Consider the following 20836-nt stretch of genomic DNA (forward strand, 5'->3'; position numbering starts at 1 on the left):
CGATCCCGGTCGCCGCACGGGAGGGCGCCGATGAACCGGGGTGTGACGCCGGACGATCTGATCGTGGCGGGGATCGCGGTCGCCGCGGGGCTCGCGGCGGCGGTGCTCCTGCGCATGGTGCTGCGCTGGCTGGCGGTGCGCGCCGAGCGGACGCGGTGGGGCGGTGACGACGTCATCGTGGACACGCTGCGCTCGCTCGTCCCGTGGTCGGCGGTCGCGGCCGGCGTGGCCGTGGCGGCGTCCACGTTGCCACTCACCACGCGGACCCGGCACAACGTCAACATGACGCTGACGGCGCTGCTGATCCTGGTGGCGTCGTTCACGGCGGCGCGGGTGATCGCGGGGCTCGTGCGGTCGGTGGCGCAGTCCCGGTCCGCGGTCGCTGGTTCGGCCACGATCTTCGTGAACATCACGCGGGTCGTGGTGCTCGCCCTGGGCTTCCTCGTGGTCATGCAGACCCTGGGCATCTCCATCGCCCCGCTCCTGACGGCCCTCGGCGTGGGCGGACTCGCGGTGGCGCTCGCGCTCCAGGACACGCTGGCGAACCTGTTCGCGGGCGTCCACATCCTGGCGTCCAAGACGGTGCAGCCGGGTGACTACATCCGCCTCAGCAGCGGCGAGGAGGGCTACGTCGTCGACATCAACTGGCGCAACACGGTCGTACGCCAGCTCTCCAACAACCTGGTCATCATCCCGAACGCGAAGCTCGCCTCGACGAACATGACCAACTACAGCCGCCCGGAACAGCAGATGACGCTGCTTGTGCAGGTGGGTGTGGGGTACGACAGCGATCTGGAGCACGTGGAGAAGGTCACGGCCGAGGTCGTGACCGGCGTCATGACTGACATCACCGGCGCCGTTCCCGAACACGAACCGGCCATCCGCTTCCACACGTTCGGCGACTCCCGCATCAGCTTCACGGTCATCCTGGCGGTGGGCGAGTTCAGCGACCAGTACCGGATCAAGCACGAGTTCATCAAGCGCCTGCACGCGCGCTACCGCAAGGAGGGCATCCGCATCCCGTCGCCGGCTCGAACGGTGGCACTCCAACAGGGCACGGTGACGATCCCGCAGCAGCGGGGGGCCACGCCACCGCTGCCGTAGGGGGCACTCCCGTGGGGCGCCCCCACCGCGGGTGGCGCCCCGCGCGGGAGGTGGCCCGCGCCTCAGTCGAGACAGAACTCATTACCCTCGACGTCCTGCATCACGATGCACGAATCGTGGCCGTCATACAGAAGTCGCACCCGCACCGCGCCGAGCGGGATCAGCCGCGCGCACTCGGCCTCGAGGGCGGCCAGCCGCTCCTCCCCCACAAGCCCCGTACCGACCCGCACATCAAGATGCACCCTGTTCTTGACGACCTTGCCTTCGGGAACCCGCTGGAAGTACAGCCGCGGCCCCTCACCCGAGGGATCAACACAGGCGAACGCCGCCCCCTGCCGCTCAGCCGGCAGCGACCGATCAAACGCGTCCCACGTGCCAAACTCCTCGGGCGGCGGCGGCACGACGTACCCCAACACCTCACACCAGAACCGAGCCACACGCTCAGGTTCCGCACAGTCGAAGGTGACTTGGAACTTCTTGATCACTGACATCGGCGCACTTTAACAGGGCAACGTCAGGACGATGTTGACGTGAGCTGTCGGCAGATCAACCCATGGCCCAGCCGTGCTGCCTCCATCAGGTCCTCGCGGGTAGCACCCAGGTTGGACCGCACGGACAACCCGTGCCACAGGGCCTGGATGAACCCTGTCAGTGCCGCCGCATTGGTCCCGTCGGCGAGACTGCCGGTCGGCGGAGGTAGTTGGGTCACGGTCGATGTGTACGGGGAGCCGGATGCGCCGGGCCTCGTCATCGTCCCGGGCGTGATGAGCGATGCCCATACGTGGCGCCACGTCGCAGGTGCCATCGACGCCTGGCCGTCCGTGGCAGTCGTGAACCGCCGAGGCCGCACCCCCTCGGGGCCGTTGACCGACTCGTACTCGCTGCGGACAGAGGTCGAGGACCTCTGCGTGGTCCTCGACGAGTTCGACGGCACGCGCGCGCTCTTCGGCTGGAGCTACGGCGGCCTGATCGCGCTGCTGACCGCCGACGAGCGTCCCGTCCACCAGACCATCGCCTACGAACCGGTGATGCGGCCGTTCGGCCATCACGCGCTTCCGGACCTGAAGATCGCGGACGACACGGCCGACCGGGACCGCAGCGTCGAGATCGTCAATCGGCAGATCTCCGGATTCCCGGCGGCGCGTGTCGCAGACCTCCGGGCCGACCGGCTCGCATGGGCGGCCTTGTGCCGCTTGAGCGGACCGCTGTACGCGGAGCTGAGCGCCCTCAACTCCGCGCCAGACACAGGTGCGTTGGCACGACAGGCAGGCCAGGTCGACCTGATCATCGGCCGACGCAACCGCGGAACGGCCCCCTACGGGACGTCGTTCGACGACATCCGGCAGCGCGTCACCGGCGCCGAGGTCCACGAGCTCGCGGGCCAAGGCCACCTGGCCCACGTCGAGGCGCCGGCCGCACTCGGCCGGCTCCTCAACGAACTCGCCATCGTCTGATGCCGCCGGTCAGGTCCAGTTGCACTGGTGGAACACGACCGACAGCGGGTTCAGGGCCTTGTCCCAGGAGACGTCGGGGCGCCAGGATTCCAGGTCCCAGCTGTCGCCCGTCACGTGGCTGCCGTCCGGCCACTCGTAGGCGTAGCGCGAGTGGCAGGCGAGTTGCTTGTACATCGAGGAGCCCTGCGAGGCGCTGAGGCCCTTCGGGTACGGGACGGCGTCCCACGCCTGGTTCCACAGGGTGTCGTAGTTCGTGTCCGCGTCGTCGAACCCGGCTGCGGTGGGGTACACGAACACGTCGATGTCACCGTTGTGGAGGGCCTTCCACACCTTCGTCTGCTTGACCCAGGGGACGTTCGTGGTGCCCTCGTAACCGACGCACTCCCCGATGCACGTGCCGTTGGTGCCGCCCATGCCGGGCGACCAGAACAGGCTGATGTGACGCGCGCTGAAGTTCTGCCGCACGCCCTTCACGTCGGCGTCGGCGTACTCGTCGCTGGTGGGGTAGCCGAATTCGCCGCCCTCCCAGCCGTACTCGCCCCACAGCTCGCCGATCCTGCCCCACACGGCGTGGGCGCCGTTGGACAGGGTCGGGTGCCAGTACATGGTGCCGTTCTCGAACTGCTGCCGTTTGCCCTGGCCGTCGGGGTTGGTCAGCTCGTCCCCGGCCGGGTAGCCGAGCTTGCCGGCCTCCCAGCCGAGCGCCGCCCACTTGTCGCGGATCGCTCCCCATACGGGGTGCGCGCCGGTCGCGGCCGTCCAGTAGATGGAGCCGCCGTCGAAGGTGTTGTAGCGGCCACGGCCGTCGGGAGTCGGCAGCTCGTCGGAGGTCGGGCAGCCCAGCGGGCCCCCCTGTCCTCCGATGGACTGGTACTTGGCGAGGATGTCGCCGCCCACCTGATGACCGCAGATGTTCTCGTCGGCGGCCGCCGGAGACGCCTGGGCGGTGAGTGCGGTGAACGCGAGCGCACCGGACAGGAACGTGTTCCTGAGAAGCACCACAAGGCGGAGTTTGGTCGTCAACTCTCTTCCCCCTGTTGATCGTTGGATACGGACCGCCGCATGATGCCCGAGTCCGCTTCAATTCATAAGCGCGGTTCGACGCTCGGTACGGTTTCCGGACAATCCGCGACCGGCGGGCTACAGAGGGACGGCGTTCAAATACTCAGCCGGTACGGCACCACGCACACGACCACGTCCGTGCGGGCCCGGAGTGCGGCCGCGAGGAGGAGGCCGCGCTGGTTCTGGAGGATCTGGTAGCGGCGGTGGCGGGGTTCGACCTCGGGGATGAGGACGGCGATCTGGCGTCCGTCCTGCGCCTCCCGCTGGACGTAGTCGACGATGGGCTGCACGAGCGATCGGTGCGGGCTGTCGATGATCACGAGCCGGACGCCCGGCTTCCAGCGGTCCCAACTCGCCTCCAACGCACGGGCTTTGGCGGGATCGCCGTGCACCGCGACGGCCACGACCTCGCGGCCCAGGGCGCGAGCGGCGGTCAGCGCGTGCTCGGTGAGCTTGCTGACCTCGCCGACCGGCACGATCACGAGGGAGTCGGTGACGCGCGGCGGTGGCGGCACCTCGCCGAGCCCCAGCTCCTTGCCGACCTCCGTGTAGTACCGCTGGACGCGGGCGAACAGCAGCATCAGGAGCGGCACCGCGACGACCACCACCCAGGCCCCCTCCAGGAACTTGGTGGCCAGCAGGACGACGCCCGCCACCGCGGTGAGCACCGCGCCGACCCCGTTGAGCACCGCACGCCGCAGCCAGCCGGACGGCCGCTGCGCCGCCCAGTGCCGCACGAGCCCGACCTGGCTGATCGTGAAGCCGATGAACACACCGATCGCGAACAGCGGGATCATGCGGTGCGTGTCCGCGTTCACGGCGATCAGCAGCAGCGCCGCGAGTACGGCCAGGGCGACAACTCCCCAGCGGTACACGGGACGTTCGGTGCGCAGCCCGAAGAGGTGCGGCAGCCGGTGGTCCCTGGCGAGCAGGCTCATCAGGACGGGCAGACCGCCGAAACTCGTGTTGGCGGCGAACGCGAGCGCGAGGGTGACGACGAGGTTGGTCGCGTAGTACGCCCACCCCGTCCCGTACGAGCCGGCCGCGAGCTGCGCGAGGACCGTCACGCCGCCGCGCGGGGCCACGTGGTCGCGGTGGATCAGCACGGCGAGTCCGACGAGCATCAGGCCGAGCAGCGCGCCCAGCATCAGCTCGGTGCGCTGCGCCCGTTTCACGCGCGGCTCGCGGAACGCGGGCACGCCGTTGGCGATGGCCTCCACACCGGTGAGCGCCGAACATCCGGAGGAGAAGGCCTTCAGGAGCAGCAGCACCCCCAACGCCTCGGTGGCATGGACGGGTTGGGAGGTTCCGACGATCGCTACGGGATGGCCGCGCAGCAGTCCCAGCACGATGATGCCGAGGATACTCACGATGAACAGCACGGTGGGCAGCATCAGTACCCGCGCGCTCTCGGCCACTCCCCGCAGATTCACGACGGTGAGCAGCGCTAGCCCGGCGAGGCAGATTTCGAGCGGGTACGGGCCGAGCGAGGGGAAGGCGGAGACGAGACTGGCCGCGCCCGCCGCCAGGCTGACGGTCACCGTCAGCACGTAGTCGACGACGAGGCTCGCCGCCGCGAGGTAGCTCGTCTTCGGGCCGAGATCCTTCTTGGCCACCGCGTAGGCGCCACCGCCGTCCGGGTGGACGGCGATCACCTGTCCGTACGACACGACGAGCACCGCCAGCAGGCCCGCGATGACCAGGGTCACCGGCAGCGTGGCGGTGAGCGCCCCCGTACCGGCCGCGATCAGGACGAGCACGATCGCCTCGGGTCCGTACGCGACCGAGCTCAGCGCGTCCAGGGACAGCGCGGCGAGCCCTTCGAGGCTGGTCAGGTGGTGGCGTTCCCCTTCTCCGGGCCGCAGCGGAACTCTCGGCCGCAGTTCGCGGCGGGCCAAACCGAATGCCATGGGGGACCTCGCGGTACAGGGTGCGACGGGTGTGGGAGCCGTTCGGGGTCAGTGTCACCGGATGGGGCGGCGAGGCGCGTCAAGGACGCGCCAGGGCCGCACACAGCTACGAGCAATCCGCGTGCCGGCCGCGAGGCTAGGGCGCGGGGGGCGCCGGAAGGTCCGGGCCGGCCGGCCCGAAGCCGTTCGCGGTCGGCAGGGTGAGGACCATCGTGAGGCCGCCACCGGGGGTGTCCTCCGCGCTGAGTGTGCCGCCCATCGCCTCGGCGAATCCCCGGGCGACCGCGAGGCCGAGGCCGATGCCCGCGCCGCCCGGGGCGTCCCCGTAGCGCTGGAAGGGCTCGAAGATGCGGTCCTTGGCCAGGTCGGGGACGCCGGGGCCACGGTCCACCACCCGCACTTCCACCCGGTCGGCGATGGCACTCGCGGACACCAGGACCCGCTCGTCGAAGGCGCTGTACTTCACCGCGTTCTCCACGAGGTTGGCCACCGACCGCTCCAGCAGGCCCGGGTCGACGGTGACCATCGGCAGGCTCTCCGGGATGTCGAGCTCGACACTGTTCTCGGGGACGCCGCCGAGCGCCATCGGCACCACCTCGTCGAGGTCGATCTCACGGATCAGCGGGGTGACGGTGCCGGTCTGCAGGCGGGACATGTCCAGCAGGTTCCCCACCAGGTGGTCGAGGCGGTCGGCGCCCTCCTCGATGCCCGCGAGCAGTTCCGCCTGGTCCTCCTCGGACCAGGCCACGTCGGCCGACCTCAGCGAAGAGACCGCCGCCTTGATCCCGGCCAGCGGTGTACGCAGGTCATGGCTGACGGCGGCCAGCAGCGCCGTACGGATGCGATTGCCCTCGACCAGGCCGCGGGACTGCTCGGCCTGGACCTGGAGGCGCTGGCGGTCAAGCACCACCGCGGCCTGGGCGGCGAACGCGGCCAGAACGCGCCGGTCCTCCGCCGGCAGCACCCGCCCGGACAGCGCCAGCGCCATCCGGTCACCGACCGGCATGTCGACGTCCGCGTCCTCCGGACGAGCGACCACCGGTCCCGTGCCCACACTGCCCGCGCAGGTCCACGGGTCCATGTCGCCGGCCCGCTCGAGAAGCGCCACCGAGTCCAGCGCGAAGGTCTCCCGGACCCGTTCGAGCAGCGCCTCCAGGCTGTTCTCCCCGCGCAGCACGCTGCCCGCGAGGAAGGAGAGGATCTCCGACTCGGCGCGCAGCCGGGCCGCCTGATGCGTACGACGTGCGGCGAGGTCCACCACGGAGGCGACCGACACGGCGACACCGACGAAGATCGCGATGGCGACGATGTTCTTGGGGTCGGCGATGGTCAGGGTGTGGATAGGTGGGGTGAAGAACCAGTTCAGCAGCAGGGACCCGACGAGCGCCGACGCGAGCGCCGGGTAGAGGCCGCCGAGGAGGGCGGCGGCCACCGTCAGGGTGAGGAACAGCAGCATGTCGTTGGCCAGGCCGACGGCGGGGGTGAACCGGGTGAGCAGCAGCGTGAGCAGGGCGGGTCCGGCCACCCCGGCCAGCCAGCCCCAGATGACCCGGGACCGGCCGAGCCGCGCACCGCGGGCGACCGGCAGGCCGCGTCCCTTGCCCGCCTCGTCGTGCGTGATCAGGTGGACGTCCAGATCGGGGCCCGATTCCCGGGCGACGGTGGCGCCGACGCCCGGCCCGAAGACGTACTGCCAGCCCTTGCGGCGGGACACGCCGAGGACGATCTGGGTGGCGTTGACGCCGCGCGCGAAGTCCAGGAGTGCGGCCGGGATGTCGTCGCCGATGACGTGGTGGAAGGTTCCGCCGAGGTCCTCCACGAGGGTCCTCTGGACCACCAGTTCCTTCGGCGACGCGGAGGTCAGTCCGTCGCTGCGGGCGATGTAGACGGCCAGCACCTCACCGCCCGCGCCTTTCTCCGCGAGCCGCACAGCACGGCGGATCAGCGTGCGGCCCTCGGGGCCACCGGTCAGGCCTACGACGATGCGCTCGCGCGAGCCCCAGATCGCCGAGACCTCGTGCGCGCTGCGGTACTCGGTCAGATAGGCGTCGACCCGGTCCGCCACCCACAGCAGGGCGAGTTCGCGCAGCGCGGTCAGGTTCCCGGGGCGGAAGTAGTTCGACAGCGCCGCGTCGACCTTGTCGGGTTTGTAGATGTTCCCGTGCGCCATCCGCCGGCGCAGGGCGGGCGGCGACATGTCGACCAGCTCGATCTGGTCGGCGCGGCGAGCCACCTCGTCCGGGACGGTCTCGCGCTGCCGGATACCGGTGATGGACTCGACGACGTCGCCGAGCGACTCCAGGTGCTGGATGTTGACCGTCGAGATGACGTCGATGCCGGCGGCGAGGAGTTCCTCGACGTCCTGCCAGCGCTTGGCGTTGCGCGAGCCGGGGATGTTGGTGTGTGCGAGTTCGTCGACCAGGACGACCTGGGGGTGCCTGGCGAGCACCGCGTCGACGTCCATCTCGGTGAAGACGCTGCCGCGGTAGTCCAGGTCCTTGCGGGCGATCTGCTCCAGGCCGTGCAGCATCACCTCTGTGCGCGGCCGGTCGTGGTGCTCCACGAAGCCGACGACGCAGTCGGTCCCCCGCTCGACGCGACGATGCGCCTCGGAGAGCATCGCGTACGTCTTTCCGACGCCCGGTGCCGCACCGAGGTAGATCCGAAGCTTGCCGCGTGCCATCTTCTCGTCTCTGCTCTCTGCGTATCTGCGTCTCTGCGGGCGGAGGCAGGGGGGTGGTGGGCCGGCTCACGAGAGCCCGGTTCAGGCCGGCTCAGCCCTCGAAGCGATATCCCATGCCCGGCTCGGTGATGAGGTGGCGCGGGTGCGCGGGGTCCGTCTCCAGTTTGCGCCGCAATTGCGCCATATAGACGCGCAAATAGTTGGTCTTGTCGCTCCGGGACTCGCCCCAGACCTCCTGGAGCAGATGCTTCTGCGTGATGAGCCGCCCGGGGTTGGTGACCAGGATCTCCAGCAGGTGCCACTCGGTCGGGGTGAGGCGTATGTCGCGTCCGCCCCTGCTGGCCTTCTTGGCGGCCAGGTCGATGGTGAACTCGTCGGTCGTGACGCGGACGATGTCCGGCGCGAGCGGAGCCGCGTCGGTCCGCCGGACGGCCGCCCGCAGGCGGGCAAGGAGTTCGTCCATGCTGAACGGTTTGGTGATGTAGTCGTCGGCGCCCGCGTCGAGCGCCGCCACCTTCTCGTCGGAGGCCCTGCGGGCGGAGAGCACCAGGATCGGTACCCGGCTCCAGCCTCGCAGGCCCCTGATGACGTCCGTTCCGTCCATGTCGGGCAGGCCCAGGTCGAGGATGACCGCGTCGGGCTGACGGGCGGCGGCGAGGCTGAGCGCGGTGGCTCCGTCGGCAGCCGAGTCGACTCCGTATCGGCGGGCCCGCAGGTTGAGCACGAGGGCGCGGACGAGCTGGGGATCGTCCTCCACCACCAGCACCCGTGTCATCGGCGTGCGCCTCTCCTGTCTGTACGGATGTCTGCACGAAGGCCGACCCCGTGGAACCGGCCTTGTGGTCGAGGGAGTTGACGGACCAGGGCCTCACCCCGTCCGTCAACTCCCTCTCTGCGCGCCAAAGGCCGTCAGCTCTTCGCCGCGAGTCCCTTGAGCGCGATGTTGAGTTCGAGCACGTTCACCCCGGGCTCACCCATGAAGCCGGCGACGCGCCCATGGGTGTGCTCGTCCACCAGCTTCTGCACCTGGGCGACGGCGAGGTGGTTCCGGTCGGCGACGCGGTGGACCTGGAGGTCGGCGTAGGCCGGGGAGATGTCCGGGTCGAGGCCGGAGCCGGAGGACGTGACGGCGTCGGCGGGGATGGCGGCCTTGTCGACCTTGTACCCGGGCGCCTCGTTGTCCTTGATGACCGCCTTCTGCGCGTCCTGGATCTGCTTGACGAGGACCGGGCTGTCGCCGGCCAGGTTCGTCGCCCCGGACACGATCAGCTTGTACTGAGTGTTGACGGTGTTCTCGGCGAGGCCGTTGGAGGGACGCGGCTGGAACCACTTGAGGTCGGGCTCGGCCGTCTGCTGCCCCTTCTTGAGCGGCAGGTCGTAGCGCTGGCCGATGAGGGACGAGCCCACGACCTTGCCCTCGGACTTGATCTCGGAGCCGTTGGCCTTGTCGTGGAACAGGGCCTGTGCGACGCCGGTGACGGCGAGCGGGTAGATCACGCCGCAGACGACGGTCAGGACGATCAGGGCCCGCAGACCGGCCCACAGCAACCGGCCGGTGTTCGTAACCGAGTTGTTCATGGTGATCAGCACGCTTTCAAAAAAGTTACAGCCCGGGGATGAGGGAGATGAGTACGTCGATGATCTTGATGCCGATGAACGGGGCGATCAGACCGCCGAGGCCATAGATCCCGAGGTTCCGGCGCAGCAGCTTGTCGGCGCTCACCGGCCGGTACTGGACGCCCTTCAGGGCGAGCGGTACGAGCGCGATGATGATCAACGCGTTGAAGATGACGGCCGAGAGGATCGCGGAGTTGGGCGAGGAAAGCTGCATGATGTTGAGCTTGTCGAGGCCCGGGTAGACCGCTGCGAACAGTGCCGGGATGATCGCGAAGTACTTGGCGACGTCGTTGGCGATCGAGAATGTGGTCAATGCGCCGCGGGTGATCAACAGTTGCTTGCCGATCTCGACGATCTCGATCAACTTGGTCGGGTTGGAATCGAGGTCGACCATGTTGCCGGCCTCCTTCGCGGCCGACGTACCCGTGTTCATCGCCACGCCGACGTCCGCCTGGGCCAGCGCGGGCGCGTCGTTGGTGCCGTCTCCGGTCATCGCGACGAGCTTGCCGCCCGCCTGCTCGCGCTTGATGAGCGCCATCTTGTCCTCGGGAGTGGCCTCCGCGAGGAAGTCGTCCACGCCCGCCTCGTCGGCGATCGCCTTGGCGGTGAGCGGGTTGTCGCCCGTGATCATGACGGTCTTGATGCCCATGCGGCGCAGCTCGTCGAACCGCTCCCGCATACCTTCCTTGACGACGTCCTTGAGGTGGATGACGCCGAGCACGCGGGCGCCCTTGTCGTCCTCGACGGCGACCAGCAGCGGCGTACCGCCCGCCTCGGAGATCTGGTCGGCGAGGGTGTCGGCGTCGTCGGAGACCCGTCCCCCCTGTGCCTGGACCCAGGCGATGACGGAACCGGCCGCGCCCTTGCGGGTCCTGCGTCCGTCGACGTCCACGCCCGACATACGGGTCTGGGCGGTGAAGGCGATCCATTCGGCGCCGGTCAGCTCGCCCTGATGGCGCTCGCGCAGCCCGTACTTCTCCTTCGCGAGGACGACGATGGACCGCCCCTCGGGGGTCTCGTCGGCGAGCGAGGAGAGCTGGGCGGCGTCGGCGAGTTCGGCGGCGGTGACGCCCTTGACGGGGACGAACTCGGCGGCCTGCCTGTTGCCGAGGGTGATGGTGCCGGTCTTGTCGAGCAGCAGCGTGGAGACGTCACCGGCGGCCTCGACCGCGCGGCCGGACATGGCGAGGACGTTGCGCTGCACGAGGCGGTCCATGCCGGCGATGCCGATCGCGGAGAGCAGCGCGCCGATCGTGGTCGGGATCAGGCAGACCAGCAGGGCCACCAGGACGACCATGGTCAGGTGCTTGTGCGCGTAGTCGGCGAACGGCGGCAGCGTGGCGACGGCGAGCAGGAAGACGATCGTGAGCGACGCGAGAAGAATGTTGAGCGCGATCTCGTTGGGCGTCTTCTGCCGGGCCGCGCCCTCGACCAGGTTGATCATCCGGTCGATGAAGGTCTCGCCGGGCTTCGTCGTGATCTTGATGACAACGCGGTCGGAGAGGACCTTCGTACCGCCGGTGACGGCGCTGCGGTCGCCGCCCGACTCGCGGATGACCGGGGCGGACTCACCGGTGATGGCGGACTCGTCGACGCTGGCCACGCCTTCGACGACGTCTCCGTCGCCGGGGATGATGTCGCCCGCCTCGCAGACCACGAGGTCGCCGATCTTCAGCTCCGTACCCGGGACCTGCTCCTCGGCGGAGCCGACGAGTCGCCGCGCGACGGTGTCGGTCTTGGCCTTGCGGAGCGTGTCCGCCTGCGCCTTGCCGCGGCCCTCGGCGACCGCTTCCGCCAGGTTCGCGAAGATGACGGTGAGCCAGAGCCACGCGCTGATCGTCCAGCCGAACCAGTCCGTCGGGTCCTTGAAGGAGAACACGGTGGTCAGGGCCGAGCCGACGAGCACCACGAACATCACGGGCGACTTGACCATGACGCGCGGGTCGAGCTTGCGGCACGCGTCCGGCACGGACTTGAGCAGCTGCTTCGGGTCGAAGAGACCCGCGCCGACACGTCCGTCGTCCTTGTGACCTGACGGCACGTCGCTGTGCGGCGCCCGGGTCGGGATGGGTGTGGACATCGCGTCCTCGTCGTTTTCTCTATGGGTCTTCGCGGTACGGGAGGTCATGACGCCAGTCCTTCCGCGAGCGGGCCGAGGGCCAGGGCCGGGAAGTAGGTCAGACCGGTGATGATGAGGATGGTGCCGACGAGCAGCCCGGTGAACAGCGGCTTCTCGGTCCGCAGGGTGCCGGCGGTGGCGGGTACGGGCTTCTGCTCGGCGAGGGACCCCGCGAGGGCGAGGACGAACACCATCGGCAGGAACCGGCCGAGCAGCATCGAGAGCCCGATCGTGGTGTTGAACCAGTTGGTGTCGGCGCTGAGTCCCGCGAACGCGGAACCGTTGTTGTTCGCGCCCGACGTGTACGCGTAGAGGATCTCCGAGAAGCCGTGCGCGCCGTGGTTGAGCATCGAGTGCGGTGGCGTGGGCAGGGCCATCGACACGGCCGTGAACACCAGGACGAGCGCGGGCGTGATGAGGATGTAGCAGGCCGCGAGCTTGATCTCGCGGGTGCCGATCTTCTTGCCCAGGTACTCGGGCGTACGGCCGACCATCAGACCGGCGATGAACACCGCGATGATGGCCATGATCAGCATCCCGTAGAGGCCGGAACCCGTACCGCCGGGTGCGATCTCGCCGAGCTGCATACCGAGCATCGTGATGCCGCCGCCGAAGCCGGTGAGCGAGGAGTGGAAGCCGTCCACCGCGCCGGTCGAGGTGAGCGTCGTGGAGACCGCGAAGATCGACGTACCGCCGATGCCGAACCGATTCTCCTTGCCCTCCATCGCGCCGCCCGCGAGGTGGAACGCCTGGCCGCCGTGGTGGAACTCCGTCCACATCATCAGCGCGACGAAACCGATCCAGATCGTCGCCATGGTCGCGAGGATCGCGTAGCCCTGCTTGAGGTTGCCGACCATGCGGCCGAAGGTGCGGGTGAGGGCGAACGGGATGACAAGGATCAGGAAGACCTCAAAGAGGTTCGTGAAGCCGTTGGGGTTCTCGAAGGGGTGGGCGCTGTTGGCGTTGAAGTAGCCGCCGCCGTTCGTGCCCAGCTCCTTGATGGCCTCCTGCGAGGCGACCGCGCCGCCGTTCCACTGCTGCGAGCCACCAATGCTGTGTTGATTCAGAAATTGACCGACCTCATGGATCCCGGCGAAGTTCTGGATCGCGCCGCAGGCGACAAGGATGAGGGCGCCGACCACGGAGATCGGGATCAGGATGCGCACGGTGCCGCGCACCAGGTCGGACCAGAAGTTGCCCAGCTCACCGGTGCGGGAGCGCGCGAAACCGCGCACCAGGGCGACGGCCACGGCGATGCCCACGGCCGCCGAGACGAAGTTCTGCACGGCGAGACCGCCGGTCTGCACGACGTGGCCCATGGCCTGCTCGCCCGCGTACGACTGCCAGTTGGTGTTCGAGACGAACGACGCCGCGGTGTTGAAGGCCTGGTCGGGGTCGATCGACTTGAAGCCGAGCGAGCCCGGCAGGCTGCCCTGGAAGCGCTGCAGCAGGTACAGGAAGAGGACGCCGACCGCGGAGAAGGCCAGCACACCACGCAGATACGCCATCCAGCGCATCTCGGTGTCCGGGTTGGCGCCGATGCCCTTGTAGATCCACTTCTCGACGCGCAGGTGCTTGTCGGAGGAGTAGACCCGGGCCATGTAGTCGCCGAGGGGACGGTAGGCGAGTGCCAGTGCCGCTATGAGTGCGAGCAGCTGGAGCACGCCGGCGAGTACGGGGCTCATATCGCTTCTCAGAACCTCTCCGGGAAGATGAGGGCGAGGACGAGATAGCCCAGCAGGGCGACGGCCACGATCAGGCCGACGATGTTCTCGGCGGTCACAGCTTCGTCACCCCCTTGGCGACGAGAGCCACCAGCGCGAACACCGCGATCGTGGTGACGACGAAGGCCAGGTCGGCCATCGCGAGCTCCTAGATGAGGTTCGGATTCAACGGACGGTTCGAGGAAACCGCCTCCCTGACCGAATTCGAGCGCCGTTGACGCCTCCCATACGGAAGCGCGTCCGCCTTTGACAGAACTCTTACGGCCAAGTCATCCGTCGGTACGAAACCCGCTCCGCCATCCGCGCGAATACGCCGATGGCCCGCACCGGCGAGGTGCCGCCGTATCCGACGCTCGCACCCCGTCCGGCCAAGCCGGCGGTGGGCGGATACAGTGCGCGAACGCAGCCCGGTTTGCCCGAGGAGGGGAAGCGTGACCGATACCAGCGAGACGCGATCCGATGACAGCGCAGCGCGCGAGGCCCAGCGGGGAGGGCTGCATCGCCTGATGCGCTACATCCCCCTGATCGCCCCGGTTCTGCTGTGGACCGTGCCCTGTTGGCTGCTGCTGTACTCCGGTCAGCACTGGCCGCTCGCTGTCACACTGGCCGGCACCGCTCTGTTCGCCCTCGGCCTGGTCGGTATGCCGCTCGCGATGGGGCGCGGTCACGGCAAGCGGCAGCAGGACCGGGCGGCGATCGTCGGGGACACCCTGCTGGGCGCAAGCTGGGTTCTGTTCACCTGGTCCGTGCTGCTCGGCGTCCTGCTGCGCCTCGCCCTGACCGTGGCGGGCGTCGGCGACAGCCAGGACCGGGCCAGGATCGTCACCTGGGCGACCCTCGGCACAGCCGCCGTGCTGCTCGCCTGGGGGTACGCCGAGGCGCGCCGGGTGCCACGGGTGCGCCGGCTCGACGTCGAACTCCCGCGCCTGGGCGCCGGGTTGGACGGCATCCGCGTCGTCCTCATCACCGACACCCATTACGGGCCCCTCGACCGCGCCCGCTGGTCGGCCCGGGTCTGCGACACGGTGAACGCCTTGGAGGCCGACCTGGTCTGCCACACCGGCGACATCGCGGACGGCACGGCCGAACGCCGCCGCGCCCAGGCCGCCCCGCTCGGCACCGTAAAAGCCACCCGGGCCCGGGTCTACGTCACCGGGAACCACGAGTACTACAGCGAGGCCCAGGGCTGGGTCGACCTCATGGACGAGCTGGGCTGGGAGCCGCTGCGCAACCGCCATCTGCTGCTCGAACGCGGGGGCGACACCCTCGTGGTGGCCGGCGTGGACGATGTCACCGCCGAGTCCTCCGGTCTGGCCGGCCACCGCGCCCATCTCGCCGGAGCCCTGCACGGCGCCGACCCCGACCACCCCGTCCTGCTCCTGGCCCACCAGCCCAAGTTCATCGACCGGGCCGCGGCCGGCGGCGTCGACCTCCAGCTCTCCGGCCACACGCACGGCGGCCAGATCTGGCCCTTCCACTACCTCGTCCGCCTCGACCAGCCCGCCCTCGCCGGCCTCACCCGCCACGGCGCCCGCACCCTCCTCTACACGAGCCGCGGCACCGGCTTCTGGGGCCCGCCCTTCCGCGTCTTCGCCCCCAGCGAGATCACTCTGCTCGTACTCCGCTCCCCACAGCCCCAGCGGGGCTGACCCAACTGAGATGGCCGGTCAGGCCGTTGGACAAGCGGCCGCCCAGGCATCAGCCCGCGAAGGGCGAGAAAAGGGGGACAAAAAAGATCGGCGGCCGTTTCAAATTCCTTTGAAACGGCCGCCGATCTGCGACTTCGAAAAGTCGGGACGACAGGATTTGAACCTGCGACCCCTTGACCCCCAGTCAAGTGCGCTACCAAGCTGCGCCACGTCCCGATCGCGCCGTTCTTGCGGGAGTCCCGCTCGGCGGCGCAGAAAGAACAATACCCCAAGCTCAGGGGTGGTCCGTGCCTGGTCCGGCGGCTCGGACGCGGGACAATCTCGGCATGAGTGACGTGACCAGCGGCGGTGGCAGGGAGCGGGATCGCGACGAGGAGGGGCGGGCCAGGAGCGCGCGGCCGCGCGACGGGCTCGGCCGGCCGCTGCCCTACGGGGCCGAAGGCGTCGAGCGGCAGCCGGAGGGGGTGCCGCGCAGTCCCGACGAGACCGTCGTCGAGGCGCAGGCGCTGCTCGACGCGGGGCGGCCGTTCCACGCGCACGAGGTGTTCGAGGACGCGTGGAAGTCCGGCCCCGACGCGGAGCGCGGCCTGTGGCGGGCCCTGGCCCAACTCGCGGTCGGCCTCACGCACGCGGCCCGCGGCAACGTGACCGGCGGCGCCCGCCTGCTCCGCCGGGGCGCGTCGGGCGTCACGGCGTGGACCGAGGCCACCGGCCGGCACCTCCCCTACGGGATCGACACGGCGGCCCTGACCACATGGGCGACGACGCTGGCCGCCGAGGTCGAGGGCGCCGGCACCCCGGTGGACGCGGCGGCCCACGCGCCACGGCTGAGGGACGGCGAAGGACGCTGACGACGTAGGAATGGGTGGCGCGCCAAGAAACCCCAAAAAGCGCCCCCGTCCTCACCCGCTCGCCGTGCGGGAAACCGCTGTTGGTGTGACCCTGGCCCAGTGACCACCACAACGGAGACCGCGGAGCCCGCGGCGCAGCAGCCCCCCGTGCTCGACCGGCGCCGCCGCAACGTCATCTTCGTGACGATCGTGCTCGGCATGCTCCTCGCCGCACTCGACCAGACCATCGTCGGCACGGCGCTTCCGACGATCGTCTCGGACCTCGGCGGCGCCGCGCACATGTCGTGGGTGGTGACGGCGTACCTCCTCGCGGAGACCGTCGCCACGGTGCTCGTCGGCAAGTTCGGTGACCTGTTCGGACGCAAGGTGGTCTTCCAGGTCTCGGCGGTCATCTTCATCACCGGCTCGTTCCTGTGCGGACTCGCCACGAGTATGCCGCTGCTCATCGCCTGGCGCGGGGTGCAGGGCGTCGGCGCCGGTGGCCTGATGGTGACGTCGATGGCGCTGATCGCCGACGTCATCCCGCTCCGGGAGCGCGGCAAGTACCAGGGCGCGATCGGTGCCGTCTTCGGCGTCGCCACCGTCGTCGGCCCGCTCCTCGGCGGCCTCTTCACGGACCACCTCTCGTGGCGCTGGGCGTTCTACGTCAACGTGCCCATCGCGATCATCGTGGTCATCGCGGCGGCCCGGACGATTCCCGTGGTGAAGTCGGCGGTGCGGCCCGTCATCGACTATCTCGGCATCGCGCTCGTCGCGGTCGGGGCGAGCGCGCTCATCCTGGCGACGAGCTGGGGCGGCAACGAGTACGCGTGGGGTTCGGCGCCGATCATCGGCCTGTTCGCGGGCGGTGTCGTCGCGCTCGGGGCGTTCTGCTGGGTGGAGACCCGGGCGTCGCAGCCGATGCTTCCGATGCGCCTTTTCGCCAACCCCGTGTTCACGGTGTGCTCCGTGCTCAGCTTCATCGTGGGCTTCGCGATGCTGGGCGCGATGACGTTCCTGCCGACCTATCTCCAGTACGTCGACGGCGACTCGGCCACGATCTCCGGGGTCCGCACCCTGCCGATGGTGATCGGTCTGCTCATCGCGTCCATCTTCAGCGGCAACGTCGTCAGCAAGACCGGGAAGTACCGGCTCTTCCCCATCGTGGGCTCGCTGATCATGGCGCTCGGGCTCTATCTGCTGTCCCTGATGAACAGTTCGACCAGCACCTGGCTCGCGTCCATCTACATGTTCGTCCTGGGTCTCGGCATCGGTCTGTGTATGCAGGTCCTGACGATCGCCGTGCAGAACACCGTCGACTACGCGGACCTCGGCACGTCCACGTCGGGTGTCACCTTCTTCCGTACGCTCGGCAGCTCCTTCGGCACCGCCGTGTTCGGGACGATCTACGCGAACACGCTGAAGACGAATCTCGCCGACGGAGTCGTCGCCGCCGCGAAGACGGGGGTGGCGCCGCCGGCCGTCATCGCCAAGGCCGCGCAGAGTCCGGAAGGCGTGCACCGGCTGCCCGGCCCGGCGCGCGACCCGATCGTGTCGGCCTACGCGGACACGCTGCACACGGTGTTCCTGTGGACGGTTCCGGTGGCGCTGCTCGGCTTCGTCGTGGCGCTGTTCCTGAAGCAGGTGCAGCTGCGCGACAGTGCGCGGATGGGGTCGTCCGACATGGGCGAGGGGTTCGGTTCTCCGCAGGGCCCGGAAACGGTGGTTCTGGAGCGGGCGGTCGGCGACATCGTCAAGTCGGCGGACCTGGACACCGCCCGCCGCATCCTCGCGGACTCCGACACGCGGCTCGACATCGCGGGCGCGTGGGCGGTCATGCAGGTCGAGTTCTTCACGCGGTTGGTGGGGCACGCGAGCCTCGGCATGATCGCGGCCCGGCGCCGGATGCCGCCGGAGGTCCTTGTGCCGGTCTTCGAGCGCATGGTCGACGAGGGCTATCTGTCGCGTGCGGACTCGTACTTCTCGCACACGGCGGCGGGGCGGCGCGAGGCGGACGCGATCGGCCGCGCGTGGGGCACGTGGCTGAGCGGGCGGGTCGAGGCCGACCTCGGCCGGCCGGCGGGCGACGACCTGCGGGCCGCCGTGGACACGATCGCGAAGCGGCTGCTCGCGGAGGACCTGGAGAACGGCCTGGCGCCCGCGAAGCGGAGCGACGCCCTGACCGTGTCCTGAGGGCGTCCTGACCGTGTCCTGAGGGCGTCCTGAGGGTGCGTCAACTCAGCCCTCAGGGCAGCCTTCAGCGCGCAGCTCTCAGCGCAGCAACAGCTGAACGCCGCCCACGACCGTCGCCAGGATCACGAGGCGTTCGAAGAGGCGCTCGTTGATGCGGTGCACGCAGACCTTGCCGATGTACGCGCCGGGTACGACGAACAGTACGACAGTCGCGTCGAGGAGCAGTGAGTGCGCGTTGATGAGGCCGAGGCCCGCGCTGAAGGGGACCTTGGCCGAGTTGACGATGAGGAAGAACCACGCGGACGTGCCGAGGAAGCCGAGTTTCCGGAAGCCGGCCGACAGCAGGTACATCGACATGACGGGCCCACCGGCGTTGGCGACCATCGTGGTGAAGCCGCCGAGCACCCCGTAGGAGCGCGCCTTCACGCGGCCGGCGCGGCTCGCCTTCTCCTCGACCTGCGGCGCGTCGAGGCGGCGTCTGCGCCACAGCGTGACGGCGGACATGAGCAGCAGGATCGCGCCGATCGACGTACGGACCTCGGAGTCGTCGGCCCACATCATGAAGAGGGTTCCGAGGACAACTCCCGCGCCCACGGCCGGGAACAGGCGCCAGAGGGTGGGCCAGTGGGCGTGTCTGCGGTAGGTCATGACGGCGAGGATGTCGCCGGCGATGAGGATGGGGAGCAGGACGCCTGTGGACTCGCGGGCTGGCAGGACCGCGGCGAAGAGGGCGAGGCTGACCGTGTTGGCGCCGCTGACGGCCGTTTTCGAGAATCCGACGAGCACGGCCGCGAGGGCCAGTGCGGCGAATTCCCAGAGTGTTATGGAGTACATACCGAGGACAGATGCTAGGCGCATCTATCCGGCGGCGGGAGAGGGCGTCTCCCCTGTCGGGGTCTTGTGGTTCCGCCGGCTCCGCTCGGCGCCGGGCTTCAGGCGCGTTCGACGAGGACGGCCCCGCACCCTGTGAAGTGCGCGCCGCTGGATAGGCTCCCCGCCGTGAACACAGCGTTCGAGTACGAGAAGTCCGGGGCGGAGATCTACCGCCGGTCCTTCGCCACGATCCGTGCCGAGGCCGATCTCAGCGGGATGCCTCCGGAGGTGGCGCAGGTCGCGGTCCGCATGATCCACGCGTGCGGGATGGTCGATCTGGCGGGTGACCTCGCGTACTCGCCGGGGGTCGCGATCCGTGCGCGGGAGGCGCTGCGGGGCGGCGCGCCCGTTCTGTGTGACGTCTCGATGGTGGCCAGTGGCATTACGCGTAAGCGGTTGCCTGCCGGCAACGAGGTGGTGTGCACGTTGGCCGACCCGTCGGTCGCGGAGCTTGCGGAGCGGCTCGGTACGACGCGTTCGGCGGCGGCGCTCGAGCTGTGGCGGGAGCGGATGGGTGGGGCGGTGGTCGCCGTGGGGAATGCGCCGACCGCGTTGTTCCGGCTTCTCGAGATGGTTCGGGAGGGGGCGGAGCCGCCTGCGGCGGTGATCGGGGTGCCGGTGGGGTTTGTGGGGGCGGTCGAGTCCAAGGACGCGTTGGCGTTGCACGCGGCGGAGTTGGGGCTTGAGTATCTGATCGTGCGGGGGCGCAGGGGCGGTAGCGCGATGGCTGCGGCTGCGGTGAATGCCGTGGCCAGTGAGGTGGAGTAATCCCCCACCCCGCCCCTTCCCGAAACTCTGGGGCGCTGCCCCAGACCCCGCTCCTCAAACTCCCCCAGACTCCGTCCGGGGGGACCCCCAGGGGCTGAGTTGACCGAGCCAATCCATTACCTCGGCCACCGAACCCACCCGTTGCACTGACGCCAGTACGGGTGGACGTTCCACCACGATCACCGGGATGCCTGCCTCTCGCGCAGCGACCAGCTTCGCTGACGTCGCTGAACCCCCGGCGTCCTTCGTGACCAGTACGTCGATCTGGTGCTCCTGCAACAGCGCCCTCTCGTCCTCCAACGTGAACGGGCCCCGGCTCAGGAGGACTTGGGTGTGGCCCGGCAGCGGAGGCTCCGGTGGGTCCACCGCGCGTACAAGGAAGAAGACGTCGTCCACCGACGCGAAGGCCGGGACGCCCTGGCGGCCCACCGTCAGGAATGCTCTGCGGCCCAGTGCCGGCAAGCTGGTCGCCGCGTCCTCCAGCGAAGCGACCCGGTGCCAGTTGTCGCCCTCAGTAGGGACCCAGCCGGGGCGGCGCAGAGCCAGCAAGGGAACATGGGCCTCCGTGGCGGCCGTCGCCGCGTGGAAACTGATCGTTCCGGCGAAGGGATGGGTGGCGTCGATGAGCGCGTCCACGTGGAGTTCGCGCAGCGCGCGGGCCAGGCCGTCGGCTCCCCCGAATCCGCCCGTCCGCACCTCGCCCACGGGCAGCAGCGGCCGGGCGACGCGGCCCGCGAGCGAGGTCGTCACGCGCCATTCGGGGCGGGCGTCGCACACGGCCTGCGCCAGGCGGCGGGCCTCGGTCGTGCCGCCGAGGATCAGTACGTGCACGGGTGCGGGGTCCCATCGT

General features: G+C 69.5%; 17 protein-coding genes and 1 tRNA gene. 6 read left to right on the forward strand and 12 right to left on the reverse strand.

Features of this window, described 5'->3' with window-relative positions; all coding sequences use genetic code 11:
* Positions 1-30: 30 nt before the first annotated feature.
* Complete coding sequence (locus ABZ893_RS01565; protein WP_361394979.1) at positions 31-1104, forward strand: mechanosensitive ion channel family protein; 1074 nt, start codon at positions 31-33, stop codon at positions 1102-1104.
* Between the two features lie 62 nt (positions 1105-1166).
* Here ABZ893_RS01565 and ABZ893_RS01570 read toward each other — a convergent pair whose 3' ends face one another.
* Positions 1167-1595, reverse strand: coding sequence for a VOC family protein (locus ABZ893_RS01570; RefSeq protein WP_361394982.1), 429 nt, complete (start codon positions 1593-1595; stop codon positions 1167-1169).
* A 147-nt stretch (positions 1596-1742) separates the two neighbouring features.
* On the opposite strand from ABZ893_RS01570, the gene ABZ893_RS01575 reads away from it, so the two are divergent.
* Positions 1743-2558 (forward strand): alpha/beta hydrolase, encoded by an 816-nt coding sequence (locus tag ABZ893_RS01575; RefSeq protein WP_361394985.1) that lies wholly within the window; start codon positions 1743-1745, stop codon positions 2556-2558.
* Positions 2559-2567: 9 nt separating this feature from the next.
* On the opposite strand, the gene ABZ893_RS01580 is transcribed toward ABZ893_RS01575, so the two are convergent.
* From ABZ893_RS01580 to kdpF, 8 genes are all read right to left on the reverse strand, one after another.
* Entirely contained in the window at positions 2568-3581 is a 1014-nt protein-coding gene (locus ABZ893_RS01580; RefSeq protein WP_361394988.1) for a DUF2599 domain-containing protein, read from the reverse strand.
* 134 nt (positions 3582-3715) lie between these two features.
* Entirely contained in the window at positions 3716-5530 is a 1815-nt protein-coding gene (locus tag ABZ893_RS01585; protein ID WP_361394991.1) for an APC family permease, read from the reverse strand.
* 136 nt (positions 5531-5666) lie between these two features.
* Positions 5667-8213 (reverse strand): sensor histidine kinase KdpD, encoded by a 2547-nt coding sequence (locus ABZ893_RS01590; RefSeq protein WP_361394994.1) that lies wholly within the window; start codon positions 8211-8213, stop codon positions 5667-5669.
* A 91-nt stretch (positions 8214-8304) separates the two neighbouring features.
* Entirely contained in the window at positions 8305-8988 is a 684-nt protein-coding gene (locus ABZ893_RS01595; protein ID WP_361394997.1) for a response regulator, read from the reverse strand.
* A gap of 134 nt (positions 8989-9122) precedes the next feature.
* Positions 9123-9791: a potassium-transporting ATPase subunit C gene (locus ABZ893_RS01600; RefSeq protein ID WP_361396055.1), complete on the reverse strand. Its 669-nt coding sequence runs from the start codon at positions 9789-9791 to the stop codon at positions 9123-9125.
* Positions 9792-9816: 25 nt separating this feature from the next.
* Positions 9817-11958: a potassium-transporting ATPase subunit KdpB gene (gene kdpB / locus ABZ893_RS01605; RefSeq protein WP_361395000.1), complete on the reverse strand. Its 2142-nt coding sequence runs from the start codon at positions 11956-11958 to the stop codon at positions 9817-9819.
* Complete coding sequence (gene kdpA / locus ABZ893_RS01610) at positions 11955-13634, reverse strand: potassium-transporting ATPase subunit KdpA (RefSeq protein WP_361395003.1); 1680 nt, start codon at positions 13632-13634, stop codon at positions 11955-11957. Before kdpA ends, kdpB begins: the two co-directional genes overlap by 4 nt.
* Positions 13635-13642: 8 nt before the next feature.
* A complete protein-coding gene (kdpF, locus tag ABZ893_RS01615) occupies positions 13643-13732 on the reverse strand; it encodes a K(+)-transporting ATPase subunit F (protein ID WP_037659531.1) in 90 nt (29 codons plus the stop codon).
* Between the two features lie 372 nt (positions 13733-14104).
* On the opposite strand from kdpF, the gene ABZ893_RS01620 reads away from it, so the two are divergent.
* Positions 14105-15322 carry a metallophosphoesterase gene (locus tag ABZ893_RS01620; protein WP_361395006.1) on the forward strand — a complete coding sequence of 406 codons (1218 nt, stop codon included), beginning with the start codon at positions 14105-14107 and terminating at the stop codon, positions 15320-15322.
* A gap of 142 nt (positions 15323-15464) precedes the next feature.
* On the opposite strand, the gene ABZ893_RS01625 is transcribed toward ABZ893_RS01620, so the two are convergent.
* Positions 15465-15538, reverse strand: a tRNA-Pro gene (locus ABZ893_RS01625).
* A 110-nt stretch (positions 15539-15648) separates the two neighbouring features.
* On the opposite strand from ABZ893_RS01625, the gene ABZ893_RS01630 reads away from it, so the two are divergent.
* Both ABZ893_RS01630 and ABZ893_RS01635 read left to right on the forward strand, forming a co-directional pair.
* Positions 15649-16173: a DUF309 domain-containing protein gene (locus ABZ893_RS01630; protein ID WP_361395009.1), complete on the forward strand. Its 525-nt coding sequence runs from the start codon at positions 15649-15651 to the stop codon at positions 16171-16173.
* A 99-nt stretch (positions 16174-16272) separates the two neighbouring features.
* Entirely contained in the window at positions 16273-18345 is a 2073-nt protein-coding gene (locus ABZ893_RS01635) for an MDR family MFS transporter (protein ID WP_361395012.1), read from the forward strand.
* 78 nt (positions 18346-18423) lie between these two features.
* Here ABZ893_RS01635 and ABZ893_RS01640 read toward each other — a convergent pair whose 3' ends face one another.
* Positions 18424-19179 carry a sulfite exporter TauE/SafE family protein gene (locus tag ABZ893_RS01640; RefSeq protein ID WP_361395014.1) on the reverse strand — a complete coding sequence of 252 codons (756 nt, stop codon included), beginning with the start codon at positions 19177-19179 and terminating at the stop codon, positions 18424-18426.
* Positions 19180-19344: 165 nt separating this feature from the next.
* On the opposite strand from ABZ893_RS01640, the gene ABZ893_RS01645 reads away from it, so the two are divergent.
* Positions 19345-19986, forward strand: coding sequence for a precorrin-8X methylmutase (locus ABZ893_RS01645; protein ID WP_361395017.1), 642 nt, complete (start codon positions 19345-19347; stop codon positions 19984-19986).
* Positions 19987-20040: 54 nt separating this feature from the next.
* Here the strand turns inward: ABZ893_RS01645 and ABZ893_RS01650 are convergent, their stop codons facing one another.
* A complete protein-coding gene (locus ABZ893_RS01650) occupies positions 20041-20817 on the reverse strand; it encodes a cobalt-precorrin-6A reductase (protein WP_361395020.1) in 777 nt (258 codons plus the stop codon).
* Positions 20818-20836: the final 19 nt, after the last annotated feature.

This window comes from Streptomyces sp. NPDC046821 (assembly GCF_040645335.1).
In the GTDB taxonomy this organism is placed as follows: domain Bacteria; phylum Actinomycetota; class Actinomycetes; order Streptomycetales; family Streptomycetaceae; genus Streptomyces.

Excerpts from the sequence above, each read along its gene's own strand:
- ABZ893_RS01565 (WP_361394979.1), top strand. The coding sequence starts at position 31 with ATGAACCGGGGTGTGACGCCGGACGATCTGATCGTGGCGGGGATCGCG.
- ABZ893_RS01570 (WP_361394982.1), bottom strand. The coding sequence starts at position 1,595 with ATGTCAGTGATCAAGAAGTTCCAAGTCACCTTCGACTGTGCGGAACCT.
- ABZ893_RS01575 (WP_361394985.1), top strand. The coding sequence starts at position 1,743 with ATGAACCCTGTCAGTGCCGCCGCATTGGTCCCGTCGGCGAGACTGCCG.
- ABZ893_RS01585 (WP_361394991.1), bottom strand. The coding sequence starts at position 5,530 with ATGGCATTCGGTTTGGCCCGCCGCGAACTGCGGCCGAGAGTTCCGCTG.
- ABZ893_RS01590 (WP_361394994.1), bottom strand. The coding sequence starts at position 8,213 with ATGGCACGCGGCAAGCTTCGGATCTACCTCGGTGCGGCACCGGGCGTC.
- ABZ893_RS01595 (WP_361394997.1), bottom strand. The coding sequence starts at position 8,988 with ATGACACGGGTGCTGGTGGTGGAGGACGATCCCCAGCTCGTCCGCGCC.
- ABZ893_RS01600 (WP_361396055.1), bottom strand. The coding sequence starts at position 9,791 with ATGAACAACTCGGTTACGAACACCGGCCGGTTGCTGTGGGCCGGTCTG.
- kdpB (WP_361395000.1), bottom strand. The coding sequence starts at position 11,958 with ATGACCTCCCGTACCGCGAAGACCCATAGAGAAAACGACGAGGACGCG.
- kdpA (WP_361395003.1), bottom strand. The coding sequence starts at position 13,634 with ATGAGCCCCGTACTCGCCGGCGTGCTCCAGCTGCTCGCACTCATAGCG.
- ABZ893_RS01630 (WP_361395009.1), top strand. The coding sequence starts at position 15,649 with ATGAGTGACGTGACCAGCGGCGGTGGCAGGGAGCGGGATCGCGACGAG.
- ABZ893_RS01640 (WP_361395014.1), bottom strand. The coding sequence starts at position 19,179 with ATGTACTCCATAACACTCTGGGAATTCGCCGCACTGGCCCTCGCGGCC.